An 18,655-nucleotide genomic window follows, 5' to 3' on the forward strand; every position below is an offset into this window, starting at 1 on the left:
GTTTAGCCAGCTGCGCGTGCTAGCCTAACCCTCGCTTCGTTTTCGCCAATAAGCGGCAACAATTCGCCCATGTCAGGGCCGTGGTTCATCCCGGTGAGCGCTTGGCGCAAGGGCAGGAAAAGCCCCTTCCCCTTGCGTCCCGTCTTGTCCTTCAATGCCGATGTCAGAGCGTTCCATGGATCATCGCTCCACGTCAGAGTTTGCGCTGCTTCCGTCAGGTACGCGCGATCCTCTTCGGAAAACTCAGGCTGTTCGATCGGACCTGTGACCAAACGCCACCACTCGCCAACTTCGCCGACGGTGGAGATGTTGGGCTGCACCGCATGCCAGCCAGCCTCGTCGATGCCTTCCGGCAGGCGATCTTTCACCGCATCGAACGGCATAGCGTGGACGATCGCAGTGTTGATCCGCTCAAGATCGGCATCGTCGAATTTTGCCGGTGCCCGGCCGAATGTGGAGAGATCAAATGTGTCGAGCAGCACCTGACGATCCGCAATCGGCTCAACCGGCTTCGAAGTGCCGAGCCGGGACAGCAAGGCGATGATCGCTTCGGGCTCGATCCCGCGCTCCCGAAAGGCATCGCAGCCAAGCGAGCCGAGACGCTTGGAGAGCTTACCCTCCTTGCCAACCAGCAAGGCTTCATGTGCAAAGCTGGGCGGTGCCGCGTCCATCGCAGTGAACATCTGGATTTGCACTGCCGTGTTGGACACGTGGTCCTCTCCGCGGAGCACTTGCGTGACACCCATATCGACATCGTCGACTGTGCTTGGAAGCATGTAGAGCCATGAACCATCGGCGCGGCGGATCACCGGATCGGAAAGCTGGGCTGGATCGAATTTGGCCGTGCCCCGTACGCCATCTTCCCATTGGATCGGCTCGCCATGATCAAGCTTGAAGCGCCAATGAGGCTGAACGCCCTCGGCTTCCTTTGCAGCGCGATCTGCGTCGGTCAGGTCCAAGGCCCCGCGATCGTAGATCGGAGGAAGTCCGCGACCGAGCAGCACTTTGCGCTTGAGTTCAAGCTCCTGCTGAGTCTCGTACGCTCGGTAGATCCGCCCCGCGTCGCGCAGGGCGTTGAACGCCGCTTCGTAGCGATCGAGCCGCTCCGACTGTCGCTCTTCCCGGTCGGCCGTTATCCCAAGCCAGGCCAGATCTTCGCGGATCGCATCGACATATTCTTCTTTCGACCGTGCAGCGTCGGTGTCGTCGATGCGCAGGATGAATTGCCCACCAGACTTTTGGGCAAGCATCCAGTTGTGGAGCGCCGTTCGAATATTGCCGACATGAAGGCGCCCGGTTGGCGACGGTGCAAAGCGTGTGGTGGAGATCATATTGGTCCGCTAGATTGTTTTGGGCAAAGGAGAAAGCCATGAATTACTCGATGAATGTCGGCTTCTGCAGTGGACTTGCTGCGGTTGGTATCTCGATGTTTGCTCTTGGAAGCGCCCAAGCCACGACATTTTTTGAAGAGAAATTCGAGTGCCCAATAGGTGGCGAAAAGTTCAAGGCACAAGTTGTGGCCAGCAATTCCACTTGGGGCCAAAGGGCCGACGGCAAGCCATATGGAGCACTGGCGATTTGGCCGATCCCGGAATGCCCCGACAACGGACTCATTCTGTTCGAGGACAAGTTCGAAGAAGATGAACTGGCGTTGCTGGCTAAGGCCATTGCAACGCCTGAGTATCAATCGATGCGTGAGATTGACACTCCTCGATTCCGCCTTTTTTGGCTCAAGCGCGCTATCGGACGCCCGGTTGGCGAACAACTTGGCGCATTGCTGCAGGCAACTTGGCAAACCGATGAGGATTGGCCCCGGAAGATCCGTTATCAAGCTGAATTCGTGAAGCAGACCACCGGTTGGAAGCGACCGACAGGCACTAATTCCGATGATCTAGAGACATGGTTCTGGATGAACATGCGGGCTGTGAATGCGCTTCGTGAGCTTGGTTACTACCCTGAGGGTCTCAAGCATCTCCGCTTCGTCATGAAGGAGGCACATTTACCCAAAGAACCCGATGCAAAGGAAAATGCGGAATTTTTTGGGAGTCAGCTTGAGACACTGCTTCTGGAAGAGAACCCTAATCCAGAACCGACCAACCTAACGCCTGTGCATATCGGCAGGTTCAGGTGCGTGACTGGCAAAGAGCTCACACCAGTCGAACTTGAGACCTGTGCGACCGAGCAATTTGCGGCGGCCATTCAAGAGTTTGAGTTTAAGCCGAAAGGGGCCAAAAAGCTGACTGGACGCTCCGCAATTCAGGCAGCACATGACGAATATCGGCATCAAAAGTGAATCTTGTTTTGGGGGGTTTCAAGTGGCTCGATGCTCTGCCGCGATCAGCGCCAGCACCGCATCCCACAACCGGTGCAAGCGATCCGGACGGATGAGCCCCTCGATTGAGCCTTCAAACGCCGTGCGATCTTGCGCGCCTGCCGCATCGATCATCGCGCCGATAGACGCTTCATCGTGAGTCAGCAACTGACAGCAAAACCGCGAGACCTGGATGTTCTCGGGCCACACGGACCCGATGGTGTGAGCCAATGTGAGCGACTTCGCTGCGGTTTCCACGCTGCCCAAACGGACGGCGAGTTCAGGCACAGGATCGCGCCGCGCCCGTTCATGCAAGGCGATCAATCTCAGCGAATATAGAAAGCGAGCGGCAATTGGGCCGATGCTGGCAATTCTGGGCGGTTCAGCCAGTTGCGCAACGATAGAGCTGGAATGGGCCGATGGGGTGTGTTGCTGAGTCATACAATTCCTGAGTCGCACTGCGGGTTAGGGAGTGAGCAACGCTGCCGTAGCTTTAATGCAATCGCTTCGCAATAGCGATATCTCACTCTCCATTGTTCATTCAGGTTTGATGCGCCAAAGATTTGCTCGACGATAGACACGGGGACGCTAGGCGATATGCGATTTCTTTTGATGACAGCTGCGGTTGCCGCGATTGGTTTGGGCGGCGTGGCTTATGCGGACGACCACTCCACACCACCACCAGCCAGCGCCTTCGATCTCAGCTATTGGAAGATCACGCTTCCCGACGATCAGAACTCCGACAACAAGCCGGACGAGATCTCGGTCGCCAAGCTCAAGTCATACCAGCACCCCGATTTCTTCTACCTCGACGATCAGGGACGCATGGTCTTCACCGCTCCGAACAAGGCGATAACGACCGCGAACTCATCAAACACCCGCAGCGAACTGCGCCAAATGCTTCGGGGCTCGAACACCAAGATCGGCACGCACGATCCGGGCAACAACTTCGCGGTTGAAGCACGCAAGGGATCCGACAAATTTGCATCGGTCGGTGGGCGCCTCGATGCCACTTTGCGCGTTGACCACGTTGCTTTGAATGCTGGAGAGCCCACTGCCAAGGCCGCCTATTCCGTGGTTGTCGGGCAGATACACGCGGTCAAATACAAGAGCACGAAGAGCGGCTTTGGCTACGGCAACGAGCCCATCAAAATCTACTACAAGAAGTATCCCGGCCACGAATCCGGGCGGGTGTTCTGGAACTATGAGCGCAATCTCGCCAAGGACGATCCGGACCGCAACGATCTGTCAGTCCCGGTCTTTGGCGGAAATTGGAACGACACCGAGGACCCCGGAGACGCCGGAATCAAGCTGGGCGAGGAATTCAGCTACACCATCAACGTCCATCGCAACACGATGTATGTAACGTTCCAGAACGAGCGGCTTGGCACCGTGACCCAAAGCCGCAGTCTGGTTCGCGGGGCTGATGAGAAGGACAATCCCTACGCCTATGGCGGGGACTCGCTCTATTTCAAAGCGGGCGCATACAATCAGTGCAGCACCAAGAGCGGCGGCGGCAACTGGTATGCGGCGTGCGCTGGAACTGGCGATTGGGACATCGACAAGGCGAACGGCGACTACGCTCAGGTGTCTTTCTCGCGGCTGGTCCTGAGCGATTCGAACCCACCCCAACAAGCTTCCAAGTAGCGTTCGCTTTCGGACGAGACCGATCGCCGCGCCTTGAATGGCACGGCGACTGGTCTCGCCTGTCCAAAGATCACTTTGGCTTTATCGAGAAGCTGTGTTCGATGTAGAGGAACACCTCGGTCTCGCTGGCCTGTTTCCAATAGAGGTCTGAATCCAGCCCATCGATGGAAACTCCGTAGTCAGACCCGAATTGCGCTGCGTAGCTCTTCGCTTCGCGCGCGACTGTCTTGACCACATCCAGCCGATATTGGTCAGGGTCGGTGATTGCCAGGCTCGTCCGCCCGGTATCAATATAGGACCGGCCATTGGCAACGACCGATTTGACGAACGGGTCTATCCGCTCATTTGCCTCGTCGGCGCTTTTGATTTCACCGCCAACAGGCAACCGCGCATAGATGGTCACACGGGTCGTATCCGGCCTTGATCCACTGCCAAACGTGAGCTTGTCCAATCTGTCAGCGGTTACAGGTTCGAGAGTGTATTGCCCTGCCACCAGCGAAATGCCTTGCTGCTGCGCCGCCGCGATAGTCGCGCGCAGCATAGCAGTCACTTCAGCCTGGCGTGCTTCGCGGTCACGCGAATCCGAACTGACAAAGAGTGGCTTAACAAAGAAATCAGCCTGCCGTGTGAGCCCTATCGCGGAGACATCTTTGCCCAGATATTGGTTTACGCTGCTCCGATCCTGCCGCGCTCCGGTCACGACGACTTGGGCGTTGGCGACTGCTGGCAGCACGAAACTGGCGATGGCTGCGATTCCAACAAAGACTTTCATTCCTGTTCTCCCCTTCTTCGAAGACGACCAACGATATGAAGCGGCAAACCCGCCTCGTTGCTGAACAGGCAAAGAAAAACCCCGCCGAAGCTTTGCGCTTCAGCGGGGGTCTTTTCATTCAGCGTCGGATGACGCGGTGAGGCTTACTCCGCTGCCGGGGCCTCGCCGCCGCCCATTGCAGCTTTCATCGCTTCTTCGCTCGAAACCGGATCGGCTGCAGGCTCTGGCTCGACAGCATTCGCAACTGCCAGCTTTTCTTGCTGCTTCTTCCAAGCGGCCTTGAGCGCGGCATCACGGCTCGACGCGGTGACGCGCATGCGGTTCATGCCTGCACCCGTACCTGCCGGGATCAGACGGCCCACGATCACGTTCTCCTTGAGACCGATCAGCGTGTCCTGCTTCCCTTCGACCGCCGCCTGCGTGAGCACGCGAGTGGTTTCCTGGAACGAGGCTGCCGAGATGAAGCTGCGGGTCTGCAGCGACGCCTTGGTGATGCCGAGCAGAACCGGCGTGCCCTCGGCTGGCTGCTTACCCTTGCCGAGCTTCGCATTGTATTCGAGCATCTCGGCCAGATCGACCTGCTCGCCGGGTAGCAGCGTTGTGTCGCCGCCATTGGTGATCTCAACCTTCTGCAGCATCTGGCGAACGATCACCTCGATGTGCTTGTCGTTGATCTTCACGCCCTGCAGTCGGTAGACTTCCTGGATCTCGTTGACGAGATACTCAGCCAGCGCTTCGATCCCCATCACTTCGAGGATGTCGTGCGGGTTCGGCGAACCTGAGATGAGCGTATCGCCCTTCTTCACGAAGTCGCCTTCCTGCACGTCGATCACCTTGGTCTTGGGGATCAGGTACTCGACTGCATCACCTTCCTCGGGAATGATCGCGATCTTGCGCTTCGCCTTGTATTCGCGAACGAACTCGATCTTGCCCGAAATCTTGGCGATGACGGACATGTCCTTTGGCAAACGCGCTTCGAACAGTTCGGCTACACGCGGCAGACCGCCGGTGATGTCGCGGGTCTTGGCAGCCTCGCGCGAAGCACGCGCAAGAATGTCACCAGCATCAACCGTCTGGCCATCTTCAACCGACAGGGTCGTACCCGGAGCCAGCATGTAACGCTGCGCTTCGGTTTCGCCTTCTTCGGTCTGACCTTCGCCGAGAAGAGTCATACGCGGACGCAGCTCTTCCTTCTTCTTCCGGCCAGTTGCCCGGTTTTCGGTCACGACTCGCTGGGCAATACCCGTCGCGTCATCGGTCTGCTCTTCGAGCGTGGTGCCTTCGATAAGGTCCTGATACTTCACCACACCCGACTGTTCGGTGATGATCGGCAGGGTGAACGGATCCCATTCTGCGAGCCGCTCACCTTCCTTCACCTTCTGTCCGTCCTTGAACATGATGACAGTACCGTAAGGCACTTTGTGCATTTCACGTTCGCGGCCCTCGGCATCGATCACGGCAATTTCACCGTTACGTGCCAGCGACAGGATCCGGCCCTTCTTGTCGGTGATGGTCGGCATATCGCGCAATTCGACCTTACCATCCGAGATCGCCTCGAGATGGCTGGTTTCATTGAGCTGAGCCGCGCCGCCGATGTGGAACGTCCGCATCGTCAGCTGAGTGCCCGGCTCACCGATCGACTGAGCGGCGATAACACCTACAGCTTCGCCGATATTGACCGGCGTACCGCGAGCAAGGTCACGGCCATAGCATGTGCCGCAAACGCCCTGGTCAGCTTCACAGACCAGCGGTGAACGGATCTTGGCAGACTGGGTTTCAGCCGCTTCGATTTCCTTCACCATCGGCTCGTCGACAAGAGTACCGGCCTTGACGATGACTTCACCGGTCGACGCGTTGACGATGTCCTCGGCCAGCGTGCGGCCCAGAATACGCTCGCCAAGCGAAGCAATCACCGAACCACCCTGAACGATAGCGCGCATTTCCAGCGCGTTCTCGGTCTTGCAGTCCTCGACTACGATCGTGCAGTCTTGCGACACGTCAACCAGACGGCGGGTCAGGTAACCCGAGTTCGCCGTCTTCAGAGCGGTGTCGGCGAGGCCCTTACGCGCGCCGTGGGTTGAGTTGAAGTATTCAAGAACGGTCAGACCTTCCTTGAAGTTCGAGATAATCGGCGTCTCGATGATCTCGCCCGAAGGCTTGGCCATCAGACCGCGCATACCGGCGAGCTGCTTCATCTGCGCGGGCGAACCACGCGCACCGGAGTGGCTCATCATGTAGATCGAGTTGATCTGCGCTTCCTTGCCGTCCTTGTCGATCGGCTTGGCCTTAATCTCGTCCATCATGGCGTCGGCAACCTGGTCGCCGCAACGGCTCCAGGCGTCGATCACCTTGTTGTACTTCTCTTGCTGCGTGATCAGACCGTCCTGATACTGTTGCTCATAGCCAGCAACCAGATCCTTGGTCTCATCGACCAGTTTGATCTTCGCATCTGGGATGATCATGTCATCCTTACCGAAGCTGATCCCGGCCTTGAACGCGTGGCGGAAGCCGAGAACCATGATGGCGTCGGCGAACAGCACGGTGTCCTTCTGACCGGTGTGACGATAAACCTGGTCGATCACGTCGCCGATCTCACGCTTGGTGAGCAGACGGTTGATGATGTCAAATGGAACCTTGTGGTTCTTTGGCAGACATTCACCGATCAGCATCCGCCCCGGCGTCGTTTCGAAGCGTGTCATCACCACATTGCCATCCTCATCGGCCTGCGGAACGCGGGCGAGGATCTTGGTGTGGAGCGTGACAGACTTTGTTTCGAGCGCCTGGTGCACTTCGGCCATATCGGCGAAGCGAGGCAGTTTCTCGACCTTGGTGCCGTCTTCGTTTTCGAGGAATTCCGGTGTCTTCTCCTGCCGCTCCATGGAGAGGTAGTAGAGACCCAGAACCATATCCTGCGAAGGCACGATGATCGGCTTGCCGTTGGCGGGCGAGAGGATGTTGTTCGTCGACATCATCAGCACGCGCGCTTCCAGCTGCGCTTCGAGCGACAGCGGAACGTGGACAGCCATTTGGTCACCGTCGAAGTCGGCGTTGAAAGCCGAGCAAACCAGCGGGTGAAGCTGGATCGCCTTACCTTCGATCAGCACGGGCTCGAATGCCTGAATGCCAAGACGGTGAAGCGTCGGCGCGCGGTTCAGCAGAACCGGGTGCTCGCGGATCACTTCGTCGAGGATGTCCCAGACTTCCTTGCGCTCTTTCTCGACCCACTTCTTCGCTTGCTTGAGGGTCATCGAAAGACCCTTCGCATCCAGGCGGGCGTAGATGAACGGCTTGAACAGTTCGAGTGCCATCTTCTTTGGCAGGCCGCACTGGTGCAGCTTAAGCTCCGGACCGGTCACGATCACCGAACGGCCGGAATAATCGACGCGCTTACCCAGAAGGTTCTGACGGAAACGGCCCTGCTTACCCTTGAGCATGTCGGACAGCGACTTCAGCGGACGCTTGTTCGCGCCGGTGATGACCCGGCCACGGCGACCATTGTCGAACAGCGCGTCAACGGCTTCCTGAAGCATACGCTTTTCGTTGCGGACGATGATGTCCGGCGCGCGCAGTTCGATCAGGCGCTTCAAACGGTTGTTGCGGTTGATGACGCGGCGATAGAGATCGTTGAGATCCGAGGTCGCGAAACGGCCACCATCCAGCGGCACCAGCGGGCGCAGTTCAGGCGGGATCACAGGGATCACTTCGAGGATCATCCATTCCGGGCGGTTGCCGGAATCGATGAAGCTTTCGACGACCTTCAGGCGCTTGATGATCTTCTTCGGCTTGAGTGTCGACTTGGTAGTCGCCAGCTCTTCCATCAGATCGTCGCGTTCTTGCTCAAGGTCGAGATCCATCAGCATGACCTTGACCGCCTCGGCACCGATATCGGCCGAGAACGCGTCTTCGCCATATTCGTCCTGCGCTTCGAGCAGCTCGTCTTCGGTCAGCAGCTGGAACTTCTCAAGCGGGGTCAGGCCCGGCTCGATCACCACATAGCTTTCGAAGTAGAGAATGCGCTCGAGCTGTTTGAGCTGAATGTCGAGCAGCAGGCCGATGCGCGAAGGCAGCGACTTGAGGAACCAGATGTGAGCGACCGGCGCGGCCAGCTCGATATGGCCCATGCGTTCACGGCGCACCTTGGTGACGGTGACTTCGACGCCGCACTTCTCGCAGACGACGCCCTTGTACTTCATCCGCTTGTACTTGCCGCACAGGCACTCGTAGTCCTTCACCGGACCGAAGATGCGCGCGCAGAACAGGCCGTCACGCTCAGGCTTGAACGTGCGGTAGTTGATGGTTTCCGGCTTCTTGATCTCGCCGAACGACCACGAACGGATGCGCTCTGGCGAGGCGATCCCGATCTGGATCTGGTCGAAGGTTTCCGGCTTGGCCAGCTGGTTGGTGAATTTGGTCAGTTCGTTCATTTTTCAAATTCCCTTGCGGGTGAATTCCTAGGAGCGGAGGTGGGAGGAGCCGAAGCTCGCTCCCGTTATTCCGCTGCCTCCGGCCACTGATCGTCGTCGTCCTCGCCGTCGCTGATCGACTTGAGTTCGACATTGAGGCCCAGCGAGCGCATTTCCTTGACGAGAACGTTGAAGCTCTCCGGAATGCCCGCTTCGAAGGTGTCGTCGCCTTTGACGATCGCTTCGTAGACCTTGGTCCGTCCGACCACGTCGTCCGACTTGACGGTGAGCATTTCCTGCAAGGTGTAGGCGGCGCCGTATGCCTGCAATGCCCAGACCTCCATCTCACCGAAGCGCTGTCCGCCGAACTGCGCCTTACCGCCCAGCGGCTGCTGGGTGACGAGCGAGTATGGGCCGATCGAACGGGCGTGGATCTTGTCGTCGACCAGGTGGTGCAGTTTGAGCATGTAGATGATGCCCACGGTCACCTTACGGTCGAACGCTTCGCCGGTGCGGCCATCGAACAGGGTCGACTGACCGGACGAGTCGATACCGGCTTTCACCAGCATGTCGGTTACGTCTGGCTCACGCGCACCATCGAACACCGGCGTTCCCATCGGGACGCCAGCCGATAGGTTTCCGGCCAGCTCGACGATCTGCTCTGCCGAACGGCTTTCGAGATCTTCGAAATACTGCTCGCCATAGACGTCCTTCAAACGCTCAACGACCGCTTCGGGTGGTTTGGCGTTCTTGTAGTCTTCGGCAGCGTTCGGATTGGCCGCTTTCCACTCTTCGAGCTTGTCGGCGATATCCATGCCGAGGCCGCGAGCCGCGAAACCGAGGTGGGTTTCAAAGATCTGCCCGACATTCATACGCGAAGGCACGCCCAGTGGGTTCAGCACCAGATCGACCGGGGTCCCATCTTCGAGGAACGGCATGTCCTCGATCGGCAGGATGCGCGAAATCACACCCTTGTTCCCGTGACGGCCGGCCATCTTGTCGCCCGGCTGCAGCTTGCGCTTCACTGCGACGAAGACCTTGACCATTTTGAGCACGCCCGGCGCAAGTTCGTCACCACGTTCGAGCTTTTCCTTACGGTCCTCGAACTTGGCGTCGATCATGCCGACGCTTTCGTCATACTGTGCCTTGATCGCTTCAAGCTGCGCCTGGCGACCATCGTCGGCAACCGCAAACTTGAACCATTCGTGACGCTCGATTTCGGCCAGGATGTCTTCGGTGATCTCGGCGCCCTTCTTCACGCCCTTCGGCGCAGCGGAGGCCACCTGACCAAGCAACATGTCGCGAAGACGGTTGTAGGTCGCACGGTTGAGGATGTTGCGTTCGTCGGCGCTATCCTTGCGCAGACGCTCGATTTCCTCATTCTGGATCGCACGGGTACGGTCATCGATCTCGATACCGTGACGGTTGAAGACACGGACCTCAACGATCGTCCCAGCAACACCCGGCGGCAGACGCAGCGAGGTGTCGCGCACATCCGAAGCCTTCTCACCGAAGATCGCACGGAGGAGCTTTTCTTCCGGCGTCATCGGGCTTTCGCCCTTCGGTGTGATCTTGCCGACCAGAATGTCGCCTGGGTGCACTTCCGCACCGATATAGACGATGCCCGCCTCATCGAGGTTGCGCAGAGCTTCCTCGCCGACATTCGGAATGTCGCGGGTGATGTCCTCTGGGCCAAGCTTCGTATCACGAGCCATGACTTCGAACTCCTCGATATGGATCGAGGTGAAGACGTCGTCTTTCACGATACGTTCGGAGATGAGGATCGAATCCTCATAGTTGTAGCCATTCCACGGCATGAACGCGACGAGGCTGTTCTTGCCGAGAGCCAGCTCACCAATGTCGGTCGAAGGACCATCGGCGATGATGTCGCCGGCTTCGATCACTTCGCCCACTTTCACCAGCGGACGCTGGTTGATGCAGGTGTTCTGGTTGGAGCGCTGGAATTTCTGCAGCGTGTAGATGTCGACGCCCGACTGACCGGCTTCGACATCGCCCTGCGCGCGGATCACGATACGGGTCGCATCGACCTGATCGACGATTCCGCCGCGCTTGGCAGCAATCGCAGCGCCGGAATCGCGCGCCACGGTTTCTTCCATGCCGGTGCCGACCCAAGGCGCTTCGGCCTTGACCAGCGGCACGGCCTGACGCTGCATGTTCGATCCCATCAGCGCGCGGTTGGCGTCATCGTTTTCCAGGAACGGAATAAGCGATGCGGCGACCGAAACGAGCTGCTTGGGCGAAACGTCCATCAGCGTGATCTGCTCATTCGGAGCCATCAGGTTGTCGCCAGCCTGACGCGCCGAGATCAGTTCTTCGACGAAAGTGCCGTCATCGTTGAGCTCAGCCGAAGCCTGCGCAACGGTGTGCTTCTGCTCTTCCATCGCGGACAGGTAGATCACTTCGCCAGTGACGTGGTTGTCCTTGACGGTGCGATACGGCGTTTCGATGAAGCCATACTTGTTGACGCGCGAGAACGACGCCAGCGAGTTGATCAGACCGATATTCGGGCCTTCCGGCGTTTCAATCGGGCAGATACGGCCATAGTGGGTCGGGTGAACGTCGCGGACTTCGAAGCCAGCACGCTCACGCGTCAAGCCACCTGGGCCGAGCGCCGAAACGCGGCGCTTGTGAGTGACTTCGGACAGCGGGTTGGTCTGGTCCATGAACTGCGACAGCTGCGAAGAGCCGAAGAATTCGCGCACCGCAGCTACAGCCGGTTTCGCGTTGATCAGGTCGTTCGGCATGACAGTCGACACGTCGACCGAACTCATGCGTTCCTTCACTGCGCGTTCCATGCGCAGCAGGCCGACACGGTACTGGTTTTCAAGCAATTCACCGACCGAACGCACCCGGCGGTTGCCGAGGTTGTCGATGTCGTCAACGTCGCCCTTGCCGTCTTTCAGGCCGACGAGTTCCTTGACCACGGCAAGAATGTCTTCCTTGCGCAGGGTGGTCACGGTGTCTTCGGCATCAAGGCCGAGACGCATGTTGAGCTTCACACGGCCAACGGCAGAAAGGTCATAACGCTCGCCATCGAAGAACAGGCCTTCGAACAGTGCTTCCGCAGTTTCCTTGGTAGGCGGTTCGCCCGGGCGCATGACCTTGTAGATCGCCTCGAGACCCTCATCGCGGTTCTCAGCCTTGTCGACCTTCAGCGTGTTGCGGATCCAGGGGCCGGTGTTGATTTCGTCGATGTCGAGCAGCTCAAGACTGTCGATCCCGGCATTGTCGAAGGTTTCGACATGCTCGAGCGTCAGCTCATCGCCAGCTTCAACATAGATGCGGCCGGTGCTCTCATCGATCAGGTCGCGTGCAGCATAGCGGCTGACGACTTCCTCGGTTGGAAGGAGCAATTCGGTGAGACCATCCTTGGCCGCCTTGTTAGCAGCGCGCGGGCTGATCTTCTGGTTGGCCGCGAAGACTTCTTCGCCGGTTTTGGCATCGACAAGGGCGAATGACGGCTTCTGTCCGCGCCATGCTTCGGCGACAAACGGGATCTTCCAACCATCCTTGGCGCGTTCCCACACGACAGTGTCGTAGAAGAAGTGCAGGATTTCTTCGCTGTCCTGGCCCAGCGCATAAAGCAGCGCGGTGACCGGCAGCTTACGCTTACGGTCAATCCGGACGTTGACGATGTCCTTGGCGTCGAATTCAAAATCGAGCCACGAACCGCGATATGGAATGACCCGCGCAGCAAACAGCAGCTTGCCAGACGAGTGGGTCTTGCCGCGATCGTGATCGAACAGAACGCCCGGCGAGCGGTGCATCTGCGAGACGATCACACGCTCGGTGCCGTTGATGATGAAGGTGCCGTTCTCCGTCATGAGCGGCATATCGCCCATGTAAACGTCCTGCTCCTTGATATCGAGCACGCTGCGGGTTTCGGTTTCCTGATCGACTTCGAACACGATCAGACGAAGGGTAACCTTCATCGGGGCGGCATAGGTGATGCCGCGCTGGCGACACTCGGTGGTGTCGTATTTCGGCTCTTCGAGTTCGTAGTGAACGAAATCAAGCTCGGCAGTGCCGGCGAAATCGCGGATCGGGAACACACTGCGCAGCGTCTTTTCGAGGCCGGAGACGTAGTCGATCTCCTTGTTCGAACGGAGGAACTGTTCGTAGCTCTCGCGCTGAACCTCAATCAGGTTCGGCATGTCGACGACTTCGTGGATGTCGCCGAAAATCTTGCGGATGCGCTTCTTCGCGGTGCCCTGTGCCTTACGGCTGCGGACGGCCTTTGGAGCCTTCGCCTTGGTTGCCATGGAGGAGATATGCCTCTTTTGCTGTGCTCACGGAGGGAAGCCCCGCTCGCTGGATGTGAAACTCAAGTCACGCGAGACCTGAGCCATATTCGACGCAAAAGAGCCGCACGCCTCGGCGCAACCCTTTCGGGCTGCCGGGATGCAGCTGATCAATTCGTCGCGAATATGGCAAAGCGCCGCTTCTATTCTGGAACCGATCCCCGCGCATGAATCGGTCTGTCTCGAAGCTGACGTGTGAGCGCCATGTAGGAATGGCTTCGCCGGGTGTCAATTGCGATCACAAGGCAAAGGGCCGGGTAGGGAAAATAGGCTGCAACTTTGCTAGGGCATGGAGATGAAGACCGGAAAGCCGCGCGGACGGCCTCAACATCCCGATATCCTAACCCCGTCCGAGTGGCGCGTTGCTGACGGAGTGCGTCACGGGCTTACAAATCCGGATATCGCCAAGCGGCTGCATGTCACCCCTGACGCGGTTAAATATCATGTGTCGAACATTCTGGCGAAGCTCGGGTTGCAATCGCGCGTCGAACTTCGGCGCTGGTCAGGCATCGCAGGCGAAAGCCCTATGAGAAAGGTTCAGCAGATGGACGGTGCAAACGGGTTGCAATCGATCGGTCAGATCGCCCGTACGGTGAGCAACATCGATGAAGCCCGCAAATGGTATCGCGGCGTTCTGGGCCTCGAACCACTTATGGATGCGGGGAACATGGCGTTCTTCGCCTGTAGTGGTGTCCGATTGATGCTCTCCGAAGGCGAAGTGGGGACTGAGTCGATCATCTACTTCAACACCGAGAACATTCATGCCGAATACCAGCGCTTGGAGAATGCCGGGGCGAAGGTCTTGTCTGCTCCCCACCTAATTCACACGCACGAAGATGGAACAGAAGAGTGGATGGCCTTTATTGAGGACAATGATGGCCGGCCACTGGGTCTGATGGGTAAAGCCGCGTCCGCCTAGCTGGTTGTTTTTTGCTTGCGTCGCCCAAGCGACGAGACAATTCAGCATGAGATGACCAACCCGCACGCGCTCAAGCCACTCGAGAACCCATCCGACTTTCTTGAGATGGGCCTGCAAATTCTGCGGAGCGACAAGGCGCAGCTAGCCGTTGCATTGGTGGACCGGGTGCTGGCGCATCACGGCAATGTGCAGCCATGGGCAGGCATTGCGTCGATCATCATGCTCAACAACGTGCCAGAATTTCATGGCTTCATGCTGCGCGATTCCATTCGCAATCGCGCATACCAACAGGCAATCGAGCGCTCTGCCAAAGATCGTGTGGTGCTGGATATCGGAACCGGCTCGGGACTTCTGGCGATGATGGCGGCGCGCGCAGGAGCGCAACATGTCTATGCCTGCGAAGCCAATCCGGTGCTTGCCGCCAGTGCGCAGGCGGTGATCGAAGCAAACGGCCTGGCCGACAACATAACCGTATATGCGAAACATTCGGCCAAGCTCGATGCGGAGCGCGACCTTGCCGGCGGCGTCGATCTCGTCGTGTCGGAGATATTCTCTGACAGCCTGCTGAGCGAAGGCGTGTTGTCGTCACTCGATCACGCGCGCAGCAAGCTGTGCCGTCCCGGCGCGCTATTCATACCCGAGCGGGCCAGCATCATGGTCGCACTTGCGGACTTCCCTGAGGAACCCGCCCACCCCAACGCTGTCGAGGGGTTCGATATCTCCCCCTTTCGCCGCCATATGAACGGATCACAGCATACTGGCGCAGCGAACAAGGAACTGGTTCTGCGCAGCGAGCCAGCGGAGCTGTTTGCGTTCGAGTTCAATTCGAAAACGCCATTGCCTAAGACAGATCAGAACGCACTCGTTCTCGAGAATTCCGGAAAAGGTGCTTGCGGCCTGGCGCAGTGGATCAGGCTGCAATTTGCTCCCGACATCACTTACGAAAACCGACCCGGTGGCGATGCCAGCCTTCACTGGCAGATCAATCTGATCCCCGCCCCATCGGACCTGCCCGAGAATGATGAACCAGTCCGCGTGGGAGGTTGGTATTCGAACGCCTCGCCGGTGATCTGGTGCGAGGCAGTCGATCGCTGACATAGCGAAAAACAATTAGTTCCATATTGTTTTTCAATATTATTGATTGACAATAAATCGAATCGATCGTAGATGGTCCTTATTGATATTCAATATGGCACATCAAGGAGTTCGATATGCAAACCTCAATCACCCAATCTCTCGCCGCCTGCGCAGCGATCCTTCTCACCATCACGTCGATCGGATCGGTCGTGGCGGTTCCGCCAGCGCATGCGCTTTCCGCCACACCCATTTCCGTTGTCGCCTGATCGGCCAGAGGAGAGACATATGACAATGCAAGACAAACCCAACGACCTGTTATTGCTCGCGGGGAAAGTGCTCGCGGTTCTCATGCAGGCTATCATGGCTATCGGCTCAGTCGCACTCGCGGTCGCGATCCCTGTGATCCTGTTCTTCCAGAACGACATTACCGCTGAAATGCGCGCCGAACATGGCGATGCGATCGGCGTCTTCCCGGCGATGACAACAGCCGGCATCATGTTGATCGCGCTAGTGCTCGTCGCTCTTATCTTCATCTTCTTCGGCAAGCTGCGGGCAATTATCTCGACTGTCGGAGAAGGCGAGCCATTCGTTCCGGAGAACGCCGAACGGCTGAATCTTATGGCGTGGCTGCTCCTGGCAGTGCAGGTGCTTTCGATCCCGCTTGCGGCACTCGCTTTGGTCCTCGCAGACTGGGCAGGCGACATTGAAGACATCGAATTTACCATCGGAGATGGCTTCGATCTTACCGGCATCCTGATGGTTGTCGTTCTCTTCATCCTCGCCCGCGTGTTCAAACATGGCGCTGCGATGCGCGAAGATCTCGAAGGGACCGTGTGATGCCAGCCGATGACGAAGGAGCAATGATCATGGTCAAGCTAGACGACCTGCTGCACGAACGCCGCATGACCCTAACCGAGCTGGCTGAACGAGTGGGCCTGACCCTCGCCAACCTCTCGATCCTGAAAACCGGCAAGGCCAAGGCAATCCGGTTCTCAACCCTCGCAGCGATCTGCCGCGAGTTGGAATGCCAGCCGGGCGATTTGCTGGAATTTCAGGCGCAATAAGGCACGGCGATCTAACACGTGAGGGGCCACCTTCGTCAGGAGGTGGCCCCTTTCGACTTGCGCGACAATCTCAGGGCTGGATCGTCAGTCCATCGCCGTTTTCTATGGCTCCGGCGAAGCCCCAACCACCGAAGGTTTCCGACACAGCTGCGGTCAGCACATTTTCGCCTTCCTGCAAATCGAGCACCACCACATCGTTGAAGCCGATGATCCCGAGGAAGAAGAAGTCGCGGCTGCGAAAGCCGGCCGCTCCATCGAACACCAACTCGCCGTTCAGGAACAGCCGCACGCGATCCGAATAGCCGAAGCGAAGCCGGACTGACCTGGCCGTGTCGGCGTCAATACGGGCCGAAACCAGAACCGTGTCGGCACCATCTTCCGGCTGAGCCACCCTCCCAAGGTCAACGATACCGCTTGGCTCGGCCGCAAGGGTCGTGACCGTTCCCAGCTGGGCCAAAGGTGGCGGCAAGGTCAAAGCGCCTTCAACGCTACTTTCCGCGAAACTCTGCGAGACCCGCCAGCTTGTAACTAATCCGGCGGGAGGCGGCGACACTTCCTTTGGCGTTCCCACGATCCCTTCGCCGGATTGCAGGGAACGAATTGTCAGATCGGAAATCCGAATCCGGCCATTGGGCCCGCTGGTCCGGAAACCAACCCCTCCAGTTCCGCGATCTGTCGCAAGATCAGGTATGTGCAGGATCGGCTCAACACTGCCGTTGAGATAGATATCAGCTTTGTCGTTCGCGATGACGAACTTGATCCGGTTCCAGCCATCATATGTGTATGCGAACGGCGCGATCGCATTGCTGTCCGAGAAGATTTGCCAGGATGTCAGACCCCCGCGCATCGGCGTGTATTGGCCCGCATCGGGAAGGCCAGATTTGTGCTGGCGGATATAGAAGTACTCCGCATCCCCGTCATCCGAGGTATGCCACATCAGACCTCCGAAACCGCGCTTGTCCTCGAAAGCGACATCGAACTCGATCACACCCTCTGTGAACTCGACTCCCTCCAGCATTGCGGCTCCGCGTGAGACGATCAGTTCCTGCCGTCCATCGACGTCGGCGACTTCGACACGATCAGGCGGACCGATAGGCCTGACCTGATAGCTGTCGAACACGAGGGCCGCGGGGGTTTCGTCCTGCGCTTGAGCCAGCCCGGCAACGCATAACGCCAGCGCGGCGCCAACTATTCTTGAAATCAGTATTCGCATCCATTCCTCCGCGACATTGCCAGCGGAAGTCAGAGCAGAGTGAGCGGCTCAGGTATTGAATGAAACGGCCATGCCGCGCCTTTGCCGATGCCATTCGCCGGGGCTCTGCCCGGTTAGCGCGCGCGCTTCGCGGATCATGTGCGGCTGATCGGAAAAATTGTGCTCGGCGGCCAGGTCTGCCCAGTTGGGCTGCTCTCGCTTCTCGGCAGCCAGCATTGCGGACGTGAGACGCTGGCGGCGCAGGACACCGCGCGGCGAGAGCCCAAATCTGTCGACAAAGCCGCGCCGCATATGGCGCGCGCTTATTCCAGCGTGCTGGGCGAGCTGCGTCGGCGCGAGTACCCCTTCGGAACGGCGCGCCAATCCTGCCGCAGCACTGATCCGATCGACCTCAAGCCCATCCGCATGTCCGCAGATCGTCGCCAGCATAACGCGCCACGCCATCTCGAAGCGTTGTTGATCTGCATGACGGGCCACATCATCGAGCGCCGTGAGCAATGGTTGCGGGACTTCGCTGTCGGCCTCCAGATGCTCTGTCGCCTTCATTCGCAGCCCTGATTCCATCGCTTCTGGTGCAAGCCGAAGCGCGAACAGCTCCTCTCCAGGTTCCGGATCGTAGATGCCGCCATCAGGCCGCGCGCGAAAGATCACGAAGTCCCAGTCGAGCGTTGCTCCGGATCGAGCAAAGCGCCGCCGCAACGCGATCGACGGTTCCGTGAACGGGAGCAGATGATGTGTCTCGGGGCGGGCGTGGTCCGATTTGCTACGCCAAGCGAGATCGACGACAGCTGGCTTGCCGTCGCCCAGCGCCCAGGCCTTGTACGATCCGCTTGATTGGATCGGCTCATGCTCAATGTTTGCAGGGTCAATCACTGACCAGTTCCCTCTCACGATCGCGGCAGTGGCGAAAGAGCAGCTCGGCGAGCG

Annotated in this window: 14 protein-coding genes; 7 read left to right on the plus strand and 7 right to left on the minus strand. The window is 58.5% G+C overall.

Going from position 1 to position 18,655, the window contains the following annotated elements; genetic code table 11:
- Positions 1–2: 2 nt before the first annotated feature.
- Positions 3–1,331 carry a glutamate--tRNA ligase gene (gltX, locus tag Q0837_RS13295; protein WP_298470154.1) on the minus strand — a complete coding sequence of 443 codons (1,329 nt, stop codon included), beginning with the start codon at positions 1,329–1,331 and terminating at the stop codon, positions 3–5.
- A gap of 38 nt (positions 1,332–1,369) precedes the next feature.
- On the opposite strand from gltX, the gene Q0837_RS13300 reads away from it, so the two are divergent.
- Positions 1,370–2,293 (plus strand): hypothetical protein, encoded by a 924-nt coding sequence (locus tag Q0837_RS13300; RefSeq protein WP_298470155.1) that lies wholly within the window; start codon positions 1,370–1,372, stop codon positions 2,291–2,293.
- A gap of 18 nt (positions 2,294–2,311) precedes the next feature.
- Here the strand turns inward: Q0837_RS13300 and Q0837_RS13305 are convergent, their stop codons facing one another.
- Positions 2,312–2,752 (minus strand): DNA-directed RNA polymerase subunit beta', encoded by a 441-nt coding sequence (locus Q0837_RS13305; protein ID WP_298470157.1) that lies wholly within the window; start codon positions 2,750–2,752, stop codon positions 2,312–2,314.
- Between the two features lie 171 nt (positions 2,753–2,923).
- On the opposite strand from Q0837_RS13305, the gene Q0837_RS13310 reads away from it, so the two are divergent.
- Positions 2,924–3,958 (plus strand): polysaccharide lyase family 7 protein, encoded by a 1,035-nt coding sequence (locus Q0837_RS13310; RefSeq protein WP_298470159.1) that lies wholly within the window; start codon positions 2,924–2,926, stop codon positions 3,956–3,958.
- Between the two features lie 70 nt (positions 3,959–4,028).
- Here Q0837_RS13310 and Q0837_RS13315 read toward each other — a convergent pair whose 3' ends face one another.
- From Q0837_RS13315 to rpoB, 3 genes are all read right to left on the minus strand, one after another.
- Positions 4,029–4,730 carry a hypothetical protein gene (locus Q0837_RS13315; protein WP_298470160.1) on the minus strand — a complete coding sequence of 234 codons (702 nt, stop codon included), beginning with the start codon at positions 4,728–4,730 and terminating at the stop codon, positions 4,029–4,031.
- 143 nt (positions 4,731–4,873) lie between these two features.
- The gene (gene rpoC / locus Q0837_RS13320) at positions 4,874–9,154 is read right to left on the minus strand and encodes a DNA-directed RNA polymerase subunit beta' (RefSeq protein ID WP_298470161.1); all 4,281 of its coding nucleotides are present in this window, start codon (positions 9,152–9,154) and stop codon (positions 4,874–4,876) included.
- Positions 9,155–9,219: 65 nt separating this feature from the next.
- Entirely contained in the window at positions 9,220–13,416 is a 4,197-nt protein-coding gene (gene rpoB / locus Q0837_RS13325) for a DNA-directed RNA polymerase subunit beta (protein ID WP_298470162.1), read from the minus strand.
- 334 nt (positions 13,417–13,750) lie between these two features.
- On the opposite strand from rpoB, the gene Q0837_RS13330 reads away from it, so the two are divergent.
- From Q0837_RS13330 to Q0837_RS13350, 5 genes are all read left to right on the plus strand, one after another.
- Positions 13,751–14,374 (plus strand): LuxR C-terminal-related transcriptional regulator, encoded by a 624-nt coding sequence (locus tag Q0837_RS13330; protein WP_298470163.1) that lies wholly within the window; start codon positions 13,751–13,753, stop codon positions 14,372–14,374.
- A 51-nt stretch (positions 14,375–14,425) separates the two neighbouring features.
- A complete protein-coding gene (locus tag Q0837_RS13335; RefSeq protein WP_298470164.1) occupies positions 14,426–15,469 on the plus strand; it encodes a 50S ribosomal protein L11 methyltransferase in 1,044 nt (347 codons plus the stop codon).
- 116 nt (positions 15,470–15,585) lie between these two features.
- The gene (locus Q0837_RS13340) at positions 15,586–15,717 is read left to right on the plus strand and encodes a hypothetical protein (RefSeq protein WP_298470165.1); all 132 of its coding nucleotides are present in this window, start codon (positions 15,586–15,588) and stop codon (positions 15,715–15,717) included.
- Between the two features lie 19 nt (positions 15,718–15,736).
- Positions 15,737–16,288 carry a DUF2975 domain-containing protein gene (locus Q0837_RS13345; RefSeq protein ID WP_298470166.1) on the plus strand — a complete coding sequence of 184 codons (552 nt, stop codon included), beginning with the start codon at positions 15,737–15,739 and terminating at the stop codon, positions 16,286–16,288.
- Entirely contained in the window at positions 16,288–16,515 is a 228-nt protein-coding gene (locus Q0837_RS13350; RefSeq protein WP_298470167.1) for a helix-turn-helix transcriptional regulator, read from the plus strand. The genes Q0837_RS13345 and Q0837_RS13350 overlap by 1 nt, the downstream gene beginning before the upstream one ends.
- Before the next feature lie 70 nt (positions 16,516–16,585).
- Here Q0837_RS13350 and Q0837_RS13355 read toward each other — a convergent pair whose 3' ends face one another.
- Both Q0837_RS13355 and Q0837_RS13360 read right to left on the minus strand, forming a co-directional pair.
- On the minus strand, positions 16,586–17,728 hold the full coding sequence (locus Q0837_RS13355; protein ID WP_298470169.1) for a hypothetical protein: 1,143 nt from the start codon (positions 17,726–17,728) through the stop codon (positions 16,586–16,588).
- Positions 17,729–17,776: 48 nt separating this feature from the next.
- Positions 17,777–18,601: a helix-turn-helix transcriptional regulator gene (locus Q0837_RS13360; protein WP_298470170.1), complete on the minus strand. Its 825-nt coding sequence runs from the start codon at positions 18,599–18,601 to the stop codon at positions 17,777–17,779.
- Between the last annotated feature and the right edge of the window lie 54 nt (positions 18,602–18,655).

Origin of the sequence: uncultured Erythrobacter sp. (assembly GCF_947499705.1) — a bacterium.
Classification (GTDB): domain Bacteria; phylum Pseudomonadota; class Alphaproteobacteria; order Sphingomonadales; family Sphingomonadaceae; genus Erythrobacter.

What these genes read in the sequence shown, in the direction of transcription:
- gltX (WP_298470154.1), bottom strand. Translation starts at nt 1,331, where the DNA reads ATGATCTCCACCACACGCTTTGCACCGTCGCCAACCGGGCGCCTTCAT.
- Q0837_RS13300 (WP_298470155.1), top strand. Translation starts at nt 1,370, where the DNA reads ATGAATTACTCGATGAATGTCGGCTTCTGCAGTGGACTTGCTGCGGTT.
- Q0837_RS13305 (WP_298470157.1), bottom strand. Translation starts at nt 2,752, where the DNA reads ATGACTCAGCAACACACCCCATCGGCCCATTCCAGCTCTATCGTTGCG.
- Q0837_RS13310 (WP_298470159.1), top strand. Translation starts at nt 2,924, where the DNA reads ATGACAGCTGCGGTTGCCGCGATTGGTTTGGGCGGCGTGGCTTATGCG.
- Q0837_RS13315 (WP_298470160.1), bottom strand. Translation starts at nt 4,730, where the DNA reads ATGAAAGTCTTTGTTGGAATCGCAGCCATCGCCAGTTTCGTGCTGCCA.
- rpoC (WP_298470161.1), bottom strand. Translation starts at nt 9,154, where the DNA reads ATGAACGAACTGACCAAATTCACCAACCAGCTGGCCAAGCCGGAAACC.
- rpoB (WP_298470162.1), bottom strand. Translation starts at nt 13,416, where the DNA reads ATGGCAACCAAGGCGAAGGCTCCAAAGGCCGTCCGCAGCCGTAAGGCA.
- Q0837_RS13330 (WP_298470163.1), top strand. Translation starts at nt 13,751, where the DNA reads ATGAAGACCGGAAAGCCGCGCGGACGGCCTCAACATCCCGATATCCTA.
- Q0837_RS13335 (WP_298470164.1), top strand. Translation starts at nt 14,426, where the DNA reads ATGACCAACCCGCACGCGCTCAAGCCACTCGAGAACCCATCCGACTTT.
- Q0837_RS13340 (WP_298470165.1), top strand. Translation starts at nt 15,586, where the DNA reads ATGCAAACCTCAATCACCCAATCTCTCGCCGCCTGCGCAGCGATCCTT.
- Q0837_RS13345 (WP_298470166.1), top strand. Translation starts at nt 15,737, where the DNA reads ATGACAATGCAAGACAAACCCAACGACCTGTTATTGCTCGCGGGGAAA.
- Q0837_RS13350 (WP_298470167.1), top strand. Translation starts at nt 16,288, where the DNA reads ATGCCAGCCGATGACGAAGGAGCAATGATCATGGTCAAGCTAGACGAC.
- Q0837_RS13355 (WP_298470169.1), bottom strand. Translation starts at nt 17,728, where the DNA reads ATGCGAATACTGATTTCAAGAATAGTTGGCGCCGCGCTGGCGTTATGC.